Below are 15611 nucleotides of genomic sequence, written 5' to 3' on the forward strand. Positions count from 1 at the left end.
ATATTTGCTGCAGCCAAGCCTATAGGATGTATAACAAAAATTATGCTATAAATAAGCATAACTTAAAAATATGACTATTTTATTGAGATTTTGTGAAGAAATTATGTCAGGAAAAAAGCTTGAAACCATTTAGGTTTACGTGTACAATATTACATGTATTCCTTGGAGAAGTACCCAAGTGGTTGAAGGGTCCGCACTCGAAATGCGGTAGGCGGTTAATAGCCGTGCAAGAGTTCAAATCTCTTCTTCTCCGCCACAAAAGCACGCATAGTTTGGTACAAATATGCGTGCTTTTTTAATGCCAAAAAAACATTGAAATGCACTGACTTGAAGTGTTAATTTTTAATACTATACTTTACCCGATTGCCAAATCGTTGTGAAGCCAACAATCCAAGCTCTTGAAATTTCAATACAAAGCTTCGGATTGTAGCGTAGGCGGCGTTACCGAAATCCTTTTCCAGCTGTTTGGTAGAGAACTGACCATCCCCATAGGCAGAGAGAACAAAATTCCATAAGTCCCGCTCTTTCTCGGTGATTTTGCCGTCTCTCATCGCCTGAGTAAAGATTTCATACACAGGTACCACACCGCTTGCAGCATCAATTTTGCTGTATACATATTCATTGAAGTAGCGTATAAACGGCGTTATATCCAGCAGCTTGCTGATTTTATAGTTTTCCTCAATGTCAAGAAAGCTGCTATAATACTTGTTTTTTGAGTTATTGATGTGTTTAGAAAAAGCATAAAACAGGGTGGACGAAAAACCTTGCTGCACCAAATACCACAGGTGCAAAAGCCGAGCCGTTCTGCCGTTACCATCAAAATAGGGATGCAGGTAGGCAATAGAAAAATGCAGCATACACGCCTTGGCAAGCTCAGGAATCTCGTCCTTTTGGTTTGCAAACCGAACCAGTTCTGCCATATACTTCGGTAACAGTTTTGGGTTTAGACCCTCGTGGTATGGCTTATCACCCACAATATAAACGGTATCGTTCCGATAAAAACTACCCTCCGGCAGTTTGTCGTCACCTTCTAAAAAATTCTCGACAGACAGCTTATACAGATAATGAAGGTTCTCTTCGGTGATTTTGTTTGTGGGGTCACCAATGAACTCAAGGCCTTTTTTCATATTTAAAATGCGGCTTTCTTCTTCATTGTTAGGGGCAAAGCCTTGAAGAATTTTGCGAACGCTATCCCTGTTTGATTGAATATTTTCAATTTGCAGGGTAAAGTCAATTTCTTCTTCCATTGCCTTTAACCCAAATAATTCCTTGGAGGTGTTGGAGGTAAGTAACTTTTTCATAACGCTTGTGGGAATAAGACTTTGAATGGGCAGATACACACAGCACTGTCCGTTAAAATCGTTGAGAGCTATTTGAGCGTAGCTCATCTCCATTAAGGTTTCCAGCATTTCCATAACGCTTTCGGGGGAATATTTATACTGCATCTTCTTGAGGTTAAAAAAATGCCTGTCATTTATCATTTTAGCAAGCTCTTTTGTGTTCATGTTTTCATCGCCTTTTGATATAAAGTAGTATCAATTAGTATCAGCATAACATACAGTATTGCCAGTTTCAAGCAAAACAAACAGGACTGTTGGATAATGAGTTGATTTTACTCACAGTGCAGTGGCTTGTTGAAACCCTAAAACATTAAACTTGCAAACTATGCAAATAAAACATCATAATTTAATTATATATCATAAAAAAACTGAAATTTTGAGATTATTTTCCTTCATTTTTATTGACATATTTATCCTAATAGTATATTATTTTGTTGCGAACAATGGCGTTCACAAAACAGTAAGTTAACTGTTTTGTGAACGTTTTTTGTTTCAAAACTTAATAAAAATATTTTACAAAGGGGTAGAATAATGAAAAAAGGTTTATTTGTTCTTTTGTCAGGTTTTCTTTTAACTCTTGTCATGCCTTTTAGTGCTTTTGCAAGCACCAACGAAGCAGTTGATGGCATAAGACAGGTTCAGCAGTACAACTTTTCAATCAATATTTTAGCAATGTTATTAGTAGGTTTTGGATTTTTGATGGTATTTGTCAAAAAATACGGCTACAGTGCAACAACCGGAACATATTTGGTTGTTGGTGCCGGAATTCCTCTTTACCTTTTGCTAAGGTATACAGGAGCGCTTTCCTTAGAATCAGTTAATCCTCAAACAATCAAAGGTTTATTATTGGCGGAATTTGCAGTTGCTGCTGCACTTATTTCAATGGGTGCAGTGCTTGGAAGACTTCGCCTCTATCAATATGCCCTCATTTCGGTGTTTCTTGTTCCTATTTATATGATTAATGAATGGCTTGTACTTGACGGAGGCCTGGGGATAACAAAGGGCTTTGTGGATGCGGCAGGTTCTATAGTTATCCATGCGTTTGGTGCTTATTTTGGCTTGGGTCTTGCCATAGCACTGACGAAACAAAAACATATGGACCATCCAATTGAAAGTGATGCTTCCTCAGACAGGTTCTCCATGCTGGGCTCAATGGTGCTTTGGATATTCTGGCCCAGCTTTTGCAGTGCCATCGTACCTGCAGAGCAATTTGAGCAAACAGTAGTTAATACTGTTCTTGCATTATGTGGAGCAACATTAATTACATATTTATTCAGTGCATTAATCAGAAAAGGAAAGCCTGCGATAGCTGATATTGCAAACGCCAGCCTTGCGGGAGGTGTAGCAATAGGAGCAACTTGCAATCTGGTAAGTGCACCGGTTGCCTTTTTGATAGGACTTTTAGCCGGAGCAATATGTGTTGTAGGGTACACTGTAATTCAACCTAAATTGCAAAAACTTTTAAAGATGGTAGATACATGTGGAGTTCACAATCTGCATGGTATGCCTGGTTTGCTCGGGGGTATTATCGCAATATTTGTAGTGCCTGAGGCAGCAAAAGCACAGGTAGCCGGCATTGTATTTACTGTTGCACTGGCATTTGTGGGAGGTATCATATCCGGAAATATAATTCGCTTGACAGGAACTAAGGAAGCAGTATACGAGGATGCGGATGAATTTGAAGAAGCTGCATAAGTAATTTTACAAAAAAAGAATATGCCATACGGTTATTTAACTGTAATGGCATATTCTTTTGAAGTTTGCGCATGTAACGCATATGAAATTAAGACCTTCCTATCTGGACTATTTTGGGTGGTAAGCCAAATTAAAAAATATAGCAAACCTGACTAAATGATTTCTAAAATACACAATATTTAATACATTCACAAAGTTATATTAAAGTAGAATGAATAGTTTAAAATGAATTTACGTCGATCAAGTGAAAATAAAATCGGGATTATACAAAACTGAGGTATAAATTTTTATATTTCTCCTGAATCTTTTGTCCAGCTTTATCTAGATGTCATAACCAAGGATGTCTCAGCTGGACTATGCGGCAGCTGCAAATGTTTCGACAACTGACCGCCCGACGATAATACACTCTGCAATATGGGGTTCTAATGATCACCTTATCCTTCTTTAATATTTTACTACAAAAGCTATGCCTATATTGATGTGAAAAAAATAACATATTAGATTACATATAGAGATACGATTAATTCTTACCACCCAAAATAATCCAGATAAAGAAAATCATATATCATAGCAAATCTAAATACCTGCAAATGAGAAATTACATATACAGTCCATAATTGTAAGTCTTGTTTACAGTTTCCACTGATACACCATTTATTACAGCTTGGTAAGTAGTAACCAACCTGTAGGAGTATCCATGATCTACAGCACATGTTCTACTTAAAGCACCATAGTATGTATAAGAGGTTTCTGTAAATGTCTCCTGAGTTACCCAACTATCATTTTGGTATTTTTGGAGTTTTGCGACTATTATTACTTCTGTTACGTTTGTAGTTGCTCTTATAGATGAAGAACAAGTCGCAATACCATCGGAAATACTTACATTTTCCGAAGTTGAACTTACATACAGATTTAAAGGCTGAGCTCCTATCCCCGAGTTGTCTGCTGCACATGTTATATTAGCCGACGCAGGTACCACCAGACAAAATGCACAGAGCAACACAATAAAATATTTATGAAAAACATATTTCATAAAACAACCCCCCTCTCTCATTTACATATATAACGAATAAAAGAGGGTATTTGTGACACATAAATGCTATTTTTTTAAAAAATTATTTGATTTTGACATTTTGTACAATTTTTAGTGCAACATCGTAATCTATATTACCTGTTAAGTTCCAGATTTGATGTCTTTTATTATCAAAAACTGCAATATTTACACCGGTACTTTTTTCTGCAATTACAGTTTTCAGGTCTTGTATTTTGGTTTTGGTTACTTTTGCATTTTCAGTGTCCATTGAAAAATTTATTCCATTCTTGTAATATTCCAACGTAAAAGCAAAACTATGGCCTGAATTATCTTTATAGGCCTCTGTTTTTATATTTGCTGCTACCTGCGTATCTTGCAAAGTATAATTTTCGGGAACATAATTCAATATAAAATCATTGGTGGTTACTTGGATTTCATTGCTATCTGACCTTATAATGAAGTCTGTCATCTCATTATAAACGTTAACAATAAAGGTAATCACCGGTTCACGGATTGCAGGAACACTCATCGCACATGTTAAAATAGTAATTATGATAACTATGGGAATGAGAATCCGTTTTCTAAAACTATTAATAGGTAAAAACTCTTCATGTGACCTGAGGATCAGCTTTTTACGTTTTGCATAGCTTCTTGAGAACTTATGCGAAGGATACATATTTCGATCCAATTCAGATGATAAATTTTTCTGAGTATCTTTTGCAACAGATATCAAAACGTCCTGCAACGTCTTTGTTGAACTCATTTATTTTCCTCCTCAATTATTTTTCTGATGGCCTTTTTAGCCCGACTTAGACGTTGTCGTACAGCGTCGCCTGAAATACACAGGACATCTGCGATTTCATTGTTTGACAAATCATATAAATGCTTTAGCATAACAATGTCCAGATACTCCTTATTCAACTTATTAAGTTTCATCTTCAGTTCGTTAAAACTTTCGTCAGCAATAATATGATCAAGAGGTAATTCGCCTGTATCAGCCTCCTCGGGCAGCTCAGTTTTTTCATTAGAATACTGCTTGTCCCGCTTGCGATAAATATCTATGGCCGTGCTTTTGATAATAATAACGATTAAAGCCCTTGTTTTGTGACATTTAATATCTGAAATATCAGGAATATAATTTATTATCTTTAACAGTGCATCATGTACAGCGTCCTCTGCAAGATATCGATCTCTTAGAATACTGAATGCAACATTGTACATTGCACTCTCATAATATGTATAAAGAGCAGTAAATTTATCTCTCTCGTCTTCTGTTTCCAGAACTGATAGAAAGAATTCCAGCAAAATAATCCCTCCAATATAATTGTTAAAATGTGAATAAGCATACTAAATTTACAATATTTTAATTATTTTTACAATGTTAAAATTCATATATCTTTTATTGACATATAACATATTATGGTGTAATATGTAACGAGCTTTAAATATGGGTGGAAATTACATTGAAGCATAACAAAGAGGACAATTTATGAAAAGGAGTTTTTTATTATTTTTTGCTGCCGTTATCATTTCAGCACTATGTGCTTGCGAATCAGTATCAAATTCTAAAGACAATTCATTAGCATCATCATCTGCGACAACTACACATGACAGTTTAATAGACGATAACATACCAAAAATAGAATCAGACATAAAAAGACAACATAAAACAAGCGTGGAAAATCAAGATTGGATAATAGTAGATAAAAGAGTAACCGTAAAAGGTTTGGAATATATTATAAATGCATATAAAAAAAGTGAGAAGTCAGAACTATTTGAAGCGGACGAAGGAAGAGCTTTTCTGCTGATTGATATTACTGTAAAAAATAATTCAAAGAAATCAGCAACTATAAGTTCAAAAACAATGTTCGACCTTACAGACAGGTTTGGAACATCCTATAATAATACGTCATTGGGAGCACTATCTTGTCTTGATGATGAAAATATGGAGCAACTGGACGGGCATATAGCGGCATCTTCTGAGTTCAGGGGAGGCATTGCATTTGAAATACCAGAAGTCACAAAAGGATTGAGGTTAATTATTCAAGGGCCCGCAGGAGATGGTCGTTCCCCGGTAATACTTTACTAGAATTAAACATATTACCCCTAAAGCTATTATAATCAGATGCTGGTATATAATTATATTATGATATATTATTGATTCTAAAAGGCATCTATTTAGCAATCAAGGAGGGGTTTTTGTGCGTAAAACCAGATATAGGAACAGACGTAGAAAGTTTTTAACAATATTTATAGTAATATTTCTGGCAGCCTTAACAGTTGTGGCGGGATATACAGCTCTGCTTTACAGTCGTGATAACCATAACAACGGTGGCATCGGCGATAAAAATTGGGGGACGGATACCTCTTACCAAACTAATACTGGGGCAACATCTACACCTACATCTACATCAACACCCGTTAATACTTCAAAGGAACCGGTTCAAGAAGGTGATAAACTTAAGGAACAGATTATGGGTATGAGTCTGGATGAAAAAATCGGCCAGATGGTAATAGTCGGTTTAGATGGATATATGGCAGATGAACATGCAAGACAAATGATAGAAGAATATAATGTGGGAGGATTTATCCTCTTTAAAAGTAATATACAGAATTCCAACCAGATGCTTGAATTGTTGAATTCGTTAAAAAGTATAAATCGGGCAAACAAGGTACCTTTATTCCTTGCAGTAGATGAAGAGGGAGGAAGAGTTTCCAGACTCCCCAACGAATTTCTTAAAATTCCTTCAAATAAAACAATCGGTAAATTAAATAACAGTTCTGTGTCACACCAAGTGGGAAGTATAATTGGTGAGGAAATTAAATCCTTTGGAATGAACATGGACTTTGCACCTGTGCTGGACATTAACAGCAATCCAAAGAATCCGGTTATAGGTGACAGAGCCTTCGGGACAGCTCCGGATTTGGTGAGTAAACTTGGCGTGCAGACCATGCAGGGCTTGCAGTCACAAAACATTATTCCCGTTGTAAAGCATTTTCCCGGCCATGGTGATACATCCACGGATTCACATGTGGGACTTCCAAGGGTAAATAATGATTTAAAAAGGCTCCGAAGCTTTGAGCTAAAACCTTTTGCCGACGCAATAGAAAATGGGGCAGAGGCTGTAATGGTAGCACACATACTTTTACCAAAAATAGATCCTGAAAACCCGGCGTCTTTCTCCAGAACCATTATTTCTGACATACTTAGAACAGAGATGAATTATGACGGGGTTGTTATTACCGATGACTTTACAATGGGAGCAATCGTAAAAAACTATAATATCGGTCAGGCAGCCGTTAAGTCTGTACTTGCAGGAAGCGACATAGTCCTTGTGTGCCATGATTTTGAAAAACAAAAGGCAGTAATTTCTGCTCTGAAAAATGCCGCTCAGTCAGGGCAGTTACCTATGGACCGGATTGACCAAAGTGTTACAAGGATACTGAATCTAAAGCAGGAACATGGAATTACTGATGACCCTGCAAATGCAGTAGACCCTAAGCCCATAAACGACAAAATCAGGAGTTTGTTCTAGGTTCTTGTTGCTTTTACCAATTCACATACGGCGGTAATATATGATATCCTGTTATGGACAAATTAATTAATAGCCGGAGGAACTGTACATTGGACGGAAAAAGAGATGAGAATACGAATTGGTGTCAATCCGTAGGAGGAATCGTACTAAAAGGAAATGAAGTACTCCTGGTTCGCCACACATATGGAGCAGGCAAAGGAAAACTTATTATTCCCGGTGGATATGTTAAAATCAACGAAACACCCCAGGAAGCATTATGCAGAGAGGTTTTAGAAGAAACCACAGTTACTGCCAGACCAAATGCTCTAGTAGGAGTACGTTTTAATTTAAAGGACTGGTATGCGGTGTTTCTGATGGATTATGTTGAAGGAACACCAAATTCAGATAATAGGGAAAACAGTGAGGCTTTGTTCATGGATATAAACGAGGCGGTAAAGTCACCTGATGTACCTGACCTGACAAGAGTAATCCTGAAAGGGGTTATAGAAAACAAGGATAATGCATTTGAAAATAAACCTTTTGTTTCTCGTGAAAAACATGGGGAATACTCATTTTATGGGATTAATTAAATTTAACCGGAGATAGGAACGACGCTTAAACCGCGTTGTTCTTTTTTTATCTCAATATTTTTATGCTTAAAATATTCTGTACAAATTGCAGGGTAAAATTGTATAATTAAGAAAGTAAAGTAATATTTGTATTAATTTAAATCCTACTCTTAGACACTCTTCGTTTACCGATATAATTCCAGCCGGAAGTTCAATTTTTAGAAAATTAAATTTGTAATGGAGGTATTATCATGAGGAAAAAATTCCTTAAAACAACCAGTTTCATGCTAGTCACGTCACTGCTGTTGTCACTATTTGTTTGTGCTCCGACAACTGCAAAAGCAGCTACTTCGCCACGTGCGGGAGGGGCCTTTTACAATTACGGCGAAGCTATGCAGAAGTCAATTCTTTTTTACAAGGCCAATCGTCTCGGAGATTTACCGGACAACTATGTTTTGCCCTACAGAGGTGATGCAGCAATGACTGACGGAAAGGATGTAGGTCTTGATCTGACCGGAGGATGGGCAGATGCCGGAGACGGAATAAAATTTACACATCCTATGTCATATGCAGCAGGACAATTGGGATGGGCTGTTTACGAATATCGTGATGCCTTTGAAAAGTCAGGGCAACTGGATGACATCCTTGATGAGATTAAGTGGGCTACAGACTTCTTTATCAAAGCGCACCCAAGTCCGGATGTATTGTATTACATGTGCGGCTACGAAGAATCAGACCATTCTGTATGGATACCCCACGAATTGCTGGATTACAAAACAGACAGAAAGTCATTTAAGGTTGACCCTACAACACCGGGTTCAGACGTAGCAGGCCAAACTGCGGCAGCATTGGCTATTGCATCAATTATATTTGAGCCCACAGACCCCACATATGCAGAAACCTGTCTTACACATGCAAAGCAGCTGTTTAAATTTGCTGATACATATAGAGGTAAAAATCCTCTGAAAACACTGTATCCTTCAGGGAGTTATCTGGATGACCTTGCTTGGGGTGCAATATGGCTGTATATTAAAACTCAGGATTCAACATATCTTGATAAGGCAAAGTCAATTCTTCCCGTGACTGTTTTAGGCGGACAGCATACCCACTGCTGGGATGACGTCAGCTACGGTGCAGCTCTCAAAATAGCACAGGCAGGCCATGATGAAAGTTACGCTGCAATGGTTGAAAAGAATCTTGATTATTGGATGCCGGGGACAGGAATAAAGTACACTCCCGGAGGGCTTGCATGGCTTTCACAATGGGGCTCCCTCCGTTATGCAACAACTGCGGCATTTTTAGCATTTGTTTGGTCCGATGATAAAACGATAGGAACTGCTTCCAAAAAGCAGGCTTATCACGATTTTGCAGAAAGACAGGTAAATTATGCACTCGGAGATAATCCACGCGGAGGCAGCTACGAAGTAGGATTCGGAGAAAATGCACCTGAACATCCTCACCACAGAACTGCACATGGTTCATGGACAAGCATGTTAAACGTCCCAACCTTCCATAGACATATTCTCTACGGAGCTTTAGTAGGAGGCCCTTCCTCCGACGACAGCTGGAAGGACGATATCAAAGATTATACATTAAATGAAGTAGCAACAGACTATAATGCCGGCTTTGTAGGCTGTCTGGCTAAGATGTACGGTATGTACGGAGGGAATCCACTGGTAAACTGGCCGAAGCCTGAGGATTTCAGATCACCTCAGGATAACCTGACAGAATATTTTACAAGGGGTTGGATTATATATGAGGGCTACGGCAAGCTGAAAGTTATGTTCCAGATTAATAACCGCTCGGCGTGGCCTGCAACCATGAAGGATAAGATGTCTACCCGTTATTTTATGGATTTATCCGAAGTGTTTGAAGCCGGAGGTACGGTAGATGACGTACAATTAACCCTTGAAGACAGTCAGGGCGCGAAGCTTATTGGGCTGAAGCAATACAAGGATAATATATATTACTTTACAGTAGATTTTACAGGAACACAGATAATGCCCGCTGAGTGGGAAATGTGCGAAAAAGATGCAACCGTACAGATTGAATACAAAAATGGCGCAGGTTCCAATCAAAATGACTGGTCATACCAGAACCTGAGTGGCCCGCCTGACTTTGATGCAGTATCCTTTGCAGGAATGTCAAAATACATACCCGTATATGACAACGGTAAGCTTCTTTGGGGAGAAGAGCCAGCAGGAGGAATACCTGAGGTAAAGTACGGAGACATAAACAATGACGGAAACATTGATGCAATAGATTTTGCCCTGCTCAAAAAAATACTTATGGGCGACACATCAGGCAACGTCAATTTAGCCGCCGCTGACTTTAACAAGGATGGCGATATAAATGCCATTGATTATGCGGCATTAAAGAGCTATTTACAACGTGGCTATTAATAACGAATAAAAGGGTTGTTTTAACCTGACGTGAGTATAAATTGTATCAATGGAAGCTTGGTTAAAGATATTTGCAGTTGTTTATAGGCGAACTTGGATATTTTACCGGAAAACCTATCACGATGTAGGTTTTAGCGACACGATGAATCATGGATGATGAATGTGAGCGACGGTAAAATATCCAAAGATGAGCCGCTATAAACTCTTGCAAATATCTTGGAAGCAATCATTGATATAATTTTATACGGGAGCACAGGTTTTGCGACTCCCCCTTATTTTATAAAACCTTTAATCAAATCAAAAGCCTTCTTTGCAGAATCCTCATTGTATCCGGTTGAATAGGAATCGGCGAAACCGTGATTCCCTTCCAACGTATGAACTTTAACGCCGGGTTCTTTAAAACCGCTGACAAAATCTCTTATATTATAGGATTTCTCATGGCTTGGAAAAATAAGCAAGGCAGGGCAAGATGGAGAAATATCGGTATAATCTCGTATTCTTGAGCCATAACAGCAAATAACACCGGAAAAAAGTCCTGATTCGCTGCAAAGCCATGCAGTAGTAGCGCCGATACTGAAGCCAATTAAAAAAATACGGTTATAGCTGCTCTTGAGTTGCTTTGCCAGGTTAATAACAATATCGGTTCCTTTTTTAAAACCTATATTATTATAGAAATACCTATAGGCGGTCTCATGTTCACTGTAATCGAACGGATGTTCCAGACCACACAAATCAGGACACACAACGTCATAGCCCCACAAAGTAAATCTATTGGCAATACCTGTTATAAAGGGGTTAACTCCGTAAATTTCATGTATAAGAATTATTAAATCTTTAGAATTATTAATTATACTTAACATAATCCTCGTCCAGTTTTATTTTATTACTAATATAATACTACTACAAAATTTGTTGACACTCAAAAGTATAAAAAGTAAACTTGAAATAAAATACAAAATCTGGGAGAAATCAAATGGGAAAAAATTCAGAAAAGGCCCAGCAGTTGTTTAAAGAGGGATATAACTGTTCGCAGGCCGTCTTTGGGGCTTTTTGCGATGACATCGGTATGGAATTGAAAAACGCTTTGAGGATAGCGTCATCCTTCGGGGGTGGAATGGGAAGGTTGAGAGAGGTCTGTGGTGCTGTAAGCGGCATGTTCATGGTTGCAGGTGTAATTTACGGATATGATGAACCCAAGGATGATGAAGCAAAAAAAGAACATTACAAGCTCATACAGGAACTTGCCCAAAGGTTTACAAACATCAATGGTACAATAGTGTGCAGGGAACTGCTTGGACTGGGCAAGGGGCCTGATAATCCTATTCCAGAGGAAAGAACTGAGAGCTATTATAAAAAACGTCCCTGTGCGGAATATGTAAAGTGTGCCGCTGAGATAATGGAACAATACATAGATGAGAAAAAAGCAGAGGCTGTATCGGAATAGCACCTCTGCTTTTCAACTTTACTATTTAAATGTATTATCTACTCTTAAAGCTCGTGCAGAGTTGAGAATAGCTATTACTGATACTCCAACATCTGCAAATACCGCTTCCCAAAGGTTTGATATGCCGAAGGCACCCATTGCTAAAACAATCGCCTTTACTCCAAGAGCAAAAACTATATTCTGATTAACTATACGAAGGGTCTTTTTGGAGATAGCAATGGCAGTGGCTATTTTGGAAGGTTCATCATTCATAATGACCACGTCAGCCGCTTCTATAGCAGCATCAGAGCCAAGACCCCCCATGGCGATTCCTATATCTGCCCTTGAAAGAACAGGAGCATCATTTATACCATCCCCTGCAAAAGCCAGATTACCTTTTGGTGATTTTTCCGCAAGGAGCTTTTCGACCTTTTCAACTTTGTCTACGGGAAGAAGTTCAGTGTACACTTCATCAAGTCCCAGAGTTTCGGCAACCGCTTCACCAACATCCTTTGCATCTCCCGTAAGCATTACGGTTTTATGTATTCCACATGCTTTAAGCTTTGCAATGGCAGAGACCGAATCTTCCTTTATTTCATCTGATATAACTATATATCCGGCGTAAACCCCGTTTACTGTTACATGTACAACTGTTCCAACTGTTTTATTATGAGAATACACTGCTCCGACTTTTTCCATTAACTTAGAATTACCCGCATATACTGTTTTCCCGTCAACAACTGCTTTAACACCATGGCCTGGTATTTCTTCAACATCGGTAATTCTGGAGTTATCAATTTCAGATTCAAAAGCATTTTTTAAAGACTGAGAAATAGGGTGGTTGGAATAGCTTTCGGCATGGGCGGTAAGCTCCAATAATTCTGTATCTGAAATACCTACGGGATTAATCTCAGTAACCTTAAATGTTCCTTTTGTAAGCGTACCTGTTTTATCAAAAACAACCAGTTCGGTAGCTGCAAGAGCTTCCAGATAGTTTCCGCCCTTTATGAGAATCCCCAGTTTTGAGGCTCCGCCAATACCTCCGAAGAAGCCCAAAGGAATAGAAATTACAAGAGCGCAGGGGCAGGAAACAACCAGAAAAGTTAATGCCCTGTATATCCAGTCACTGAAGGTTGCTCCCGGAACAAGCAGCGGCGGCACAACTGCAAGAATGACTGCCACTATAACAACAACGGGAGTGTAATACCTTGCAAATCTAGTGATGAAATTTTCACGTTTTGCTTTTTTGTTGCTTGCATTTTCCACCAAGTCAAGAATTTTGGAAACCGTGGACTCACCAAATTCTTTGGCAACTTGGATTGTAAGAAGGCCGTTAAGATTTATGCATCCGCTCAGAACCTCGCTGCTGACATTAATTTCCCTTGGAACAGATTCGCCAGTTAATGCAGAGGTATCAACCAATGAATGGCCTTCTATGACTTTACCGTCAAGTGGTATCTTTTCACCTGCTTTAACAACTATAATCTCATTTATTGCAACTTCCTCAGGATCTACCGTAACAAGCTCTCCGTTACGCTTAACATTTGCATAATCAGGGCGGATATCCATTAATGAAGATATGGATTTCCTTGAACGGTTAACCGCATAATCCTGAAACATTTCTCCGACCTGATAAAAAAGCATTACGGAAACAGCTTCGGGATACTCCCCGACAAAAAACGCACCGATGGTTGCAATACTCATTAAAAAGTTCTCATCAAATACCTGACCATGCAAAATATTCCTAATAGCTCTCCATAAAACATCTCCACCGATTATAAAATAGGCTGCAAGAAAAAATGCAAGATTCAGATAGGATGGAAATGACACTGCCACCGCAATTATCAGAACCAAAGTTCCTGCACCTATACGGAAAATTTCCTTTTTAGCTTTACTCATAAAAATCTCCTTGTATATACATTAGTCCTTATATTACATTTTTATGGTACAGTCAGGCTCAATTTTTTTTATGATTTTCTGTACTGATGTCATAATATCGTCAAAACTCTCGTCAACTGCATCTATAGTAAGCTTCTGCATCATAAAGTTAACAGTTACACTATTAATACCCTCCAACTTACTGATTTCTCTTTCCATTTTAGAAGCACAGTTTGCGCAGCCTAAATCGTTAAGTCTGTAATTTTTTTTCATATAAATATCCCCCTATTTGTTATTTCTAAAATTATTATTCTTCAATATGCTCAAAACCCTGGTCAATTATTGCTCTTACATGTGAATCGGACAATGAATAGAAAATAGTCTTTCCGTCACGTCTTGATTTAACCAGTTTTGCCTGCTTTAATATTCGCAACTGGTGAGAAATAGCTGACTGACTCATGTTCAGCAGTTGGGCAATATCACAGACACACATTTCTGCTTGAAAAAGAACATACAAAATTTTGATTCTAGTGGTATCACCAAAAATTTTGAAAAGCTCCGCAAGATCATATAACTGAGTCTCTTCAGGCATATGTGACAGTACCTGATCTATTACATCCTTATGCAGACATATATACTCACAGTGTTCAACATCCTTTTCTATATTCATAAAACCTTCCTTTCTTAATACAAGTTAAATGCAGTACTTACATACGTTCATATGAATGATTGTTCATATATAATGATATACCGGCATATTTAGAAAGTCAACCAGAAATTTTCAAAAATAAACCAATTATTTTACATAAAAAGTTGTTGGCAATTGAGCTGTACAAGCCCCAAATGAAATTTGGTTGCATATTATGCAATAAAAAGTTTATTTGGAGTGATTTTTTTGGCTAAATTTCATATCGGAGATATTGTTATCAGAAGGTCATATGGAGGAGACATACTTTTTAGGGTAGTAAACATAAAAACAAACTTTAATGGATTAGAATCCTATGTACTAAGAGGTTTGTCATACAGAATCGAAGCTGACTCACAGGGAGATGACCTTGTCAAGCAGGATACAAGAATAGCGTATACCCGGGCAATAAATGAACTTGACCAGGTAAAAAGAAGCATTGATTGTTGCAGACCTGTATTCAAATCATTTCTATCGAGAATAAAGCATAGGCCGGGTAGAATACTGCATATAGATTCGGCAGAAGATTTTATGAACCAATGTTTGGACTTCTATAAGAAAAGTAAAATCAGCTGTTCAGGTAAATGGGTAAGTGAAAACAGGCAGCCTTCGGTAGTAAAGCAATATCTGGAGGCTTATAAACCGGATATACTGGTTCTGACGGGACATGACGGTTTAAAAAAAGGTGCCAGCAATTACCAATCTTTGGATAGCTATGCTAATTCATCATACTTCATTGAGTCAGTGAAAATTGCCAGAGCATACGAGCCCAATCCTGATAAGTTGTGTATCTTTGCAGGAGCATGTCAGTCATACTTTGAGGCAATTATGCAAGCGGGAGCCAATTTTGCCAGCTCACCCAAAAGAATTCTGATAAATGCATTAGACCCGGCAATTGTTGCACAGAAAGTATCGGTTACAGACAGTTCAGTTATACTTTCATCTAATTCGGTAATAGAACTAACAATAACAGGAAGTGCCGGCATAGGTGGAAAAGATACAAGAGGGCAGATGAGATAAATTGTCAAGTATAGTTCAATTATTATATACAGTAAAAAAAGAGTTTGCGTA

General features: G+C 38.1%; 15 protein-coding genes and 1 tRNA gene. 8 read left to right on the forward strand and 8 right to left on the reverse strand.

All coding sequences use genetic code 11. The features are described from left to right. The first annotated feature begins 164 nt into the window (after positions 1 to 164). A tRNA-Ser gene (locus tag L323_RS35700) sits at positions 165 to 256 on the forward strand. A 79-nt stretch (positions 257 to 335) separates the two neighbouring features. Here the strand turns inward: L323_RS35700 and L323_RS35705 are convergent. Then, entirely contained in the window at positions 336 to 1505 is a 1170-nt protein-coding gene (locus L323_RS35705) for a Fic family protein (RefSeq protein WP_020816479.1), read from the reverse strand. A gap of 366 nt (positions 1506 to 1871) precedes the next feature. Here L323_RS35705 and L323_RS35710 point away from each other — a divergent pair, with 366 nt between their 5' ends. After that, on the forward strand, positions 1872 to 3035 hold the full coding sequence (locus L323_RS35710) for an ammonium transporter (protein WP_020816480.1): 1164 nt from the start codon (positions 1872 to 1874) through the stop codon (positions 3033 to 3035). Between the two features lie 598 nt (positions 3036 to 3633). Here the strand turns inward: L323_RS35710 and L323_RS35715 are convergent. The 3 genes from L323_RS35715 to L323_RS35725 form a co-directional block, all read right to left on the reverse strand. Then, positions 3634 to 4068: a hypothetical protein gene (locus L323_RS35715; RefSeq protein WP_020816481.1), complete on the reverse strand. Its 435-nt coding sequence runs from the start codon at positions 4066 to 4068 to the stop codon at positions 3634 to 3636. An 82-nt stretch (positions 4069 to 4150) separates the two neighbouring features. Beyond that, positions 4151 to 4831 (reverse strand): DUF4367 domain-containing protein, encoded by a 681-nt coding sequence (locus L323_RS35720; RefSeq protein ID WP_020816482.1) that lies wholly within the window; start codon positions 4829 to 4831, stop codon positions 4151 to 4153. Further along, positions 4828 to 5373 (reverse strand): RNA polymerase sigma factor, encoded by a 546-nt coding sequence (locus L323_RS35725; RefSeq protein ID WP_020816483.1) that lies wholly within the window; start codon positions 5371 to 5373, stop codon positions 4828 to 4830. The genes L323_RS35720 and L323_RS35725 overlap by 4 nt, the downstream gene beginning before the upstream one ends. 184 nt (positions 5374 to 5557) lie before the next feature. On the opposite strand from L323_RS35725, the gene L323_RS35730 reads away from it, so the two are divergent. The 4 genes from L323_RS35730 to L323_RS35745 all read left to right on the forward strand — a co-directional run bounded on the left by L323_RS35730 (position 5558) and on the right by L323_RS35745 (position 10554). Beyond that, entirely contained in the window at positions 5558 to 6157 is a 600-nt protein-coding gene (locus tag L323_RS35730) for a DUF4352 domain-containing protein (RefSeq protein ID WP_020816484.1), read from the forward strand. Positions 6158 to 6269: 112 nt separating this feature from the next. Continuing rightward, a complete protein-coding gene (gene nagZ / locus L323_RS35735; RefSeq protein WP_020816485.1) occupies positions 6270 to 7604 on the forward strand; it encodes a beta-N-acetylhexosaminidase in 1335 nt (444 codons plus the stop codon). Between the two features lie 89 nt (positions 7605 to 7693). Continuing rightward, the gene (locus tag L323_RS35740) at positions 7694 to 8173 is read left to right on the forward strand and encodes an NUDIX domain-containing protein (RefSeq protein WP_020816486.1); all 480 of its coding nucleotides are present in this window, start codon (positions 7694 to 7696) and stop codon (positions 8171 to 8173) included. 230 nt (positions 8174 to 8403) lie between these two features. Further along, positions 8404 to 10554, forward strand: a complete 2151-nt coding sequence (locus L323_RS35745; protein ID WP_020816487.1) for a glycoside hydrolase family 9 protein — start codon at positions 8404 to 8406, stop codon at positions 10552 to 10554. A 272-nt stretch (positions 10555 to 10826) separates the two neighbouring features. Here the strand turns inward: L323_RS35745 and L323_RS35750 are convergent, their stop codons facing one another. After that, positions 10827 to 11414: a dienelactone hydrolase family protein gene (locus L323_RS35750; protein WP_020816488.1), complete on the reverse strand. Its 588-nt coding sequence runs from the start codon at positions 11412 to 11414 to the stop codon at positions 10827 to 10829. Positions 11415 to 11527: 113 nt separating this feature from the next. Here L323_RS35750 and L323_RS35755 point away from each other — a divergent pair, with 113 nt between their 5' ends. Beyond that, positions 11528 to 11998 carry a C-GCAxxG-C-C family protein gene (locus L323_RS35755; protein ID WP_020816489.1) on the forward strand — a complete coding sequence of 157 codons (471 nt, stop codon included), beginning with the start codon at positions 11528 to 11530 and terminating at the stop codon, positions 11996 to 11998. A 21-nt stretch (positions 11999 to 12019) separates the two neighbouring features. Here L323_RS35755 and L323_RS35760 read toward each other — a convergent pair whose 3' ends face one another. Genes L323_RS35760 through L323_RS35770 form a run of 3 tightly spaced genes read right to left on the reverse strand, consistent with a single transcriptional unit; the run spans position 12020 to position 14525 of the window. Next, the gene (locus tag L323_RS35760) at positions 12020 to 13876 is read right to left on the reverse strand and encodes a heavy metal translocating P-type ATPase (protein ID WP_020816490.1); all 1857 of its coding nucleotides are present in this window, start codon (positions 13874 to 13876) and stop codon (positions 12020 to 12022) included. A 33-nt stretch (positions 13877 to 13909) separates the two neighbouring features. Next, positions 13910 to 14128 (reverse strand): heavy-metal-associated domain-containing protein, encoded by a 219-nt coding sequence (locus L323_RS35765; protein WP_020816491.1) that lies wholly within the window; start codon positions 14126 to 14128, stop codon positions 13910 to 13912. Between the two features lie 34 nt (positions 14129 to 14162). Further along, positions 14163 to 14525 (reverse strand): ArsR/SmtB family transcription factor, encoded by a 363-nt coding sequence (locus tag L323_RS35770; protein WP_020816492.1) that lies wholly within the window; start codon positions 14523 to 14525, stop codon positions 14163 to 14165. A gap of 225 nt (positions 14526 to 14750) precedes the next feature. On the opposite strand from L323_RS35770, the gene yabG reads away from it, so the two are divergent. Next, positions 14751 to 15560 carry a sporulation peptidase YabG gene (yabG, locus tag L323_RS35775; protein WP_020816493.1) on the forward strand — a complete coding sequence of 270 codons (810 nt, stop codon included), beginning with the start codon at positions 14751 to 14753 and terminating at the stop codon, positions 15558 to 15560. The last annotated feature ends 51 nt before the right edge of the window (positions 15561 to 15611 follow it).

The organism is Ruminiclostridium papyrosolvens C7 (assembly GCF_000421965.1).
In the GTDB taxonomy this organism is placed as follows: domain Bacteria; phylum Bacillota; class Clostridia; order Acetivibrionales; family DSM-1351; genus Ruminiclostridium; species Ruminiclostridium papyrosolvens_A.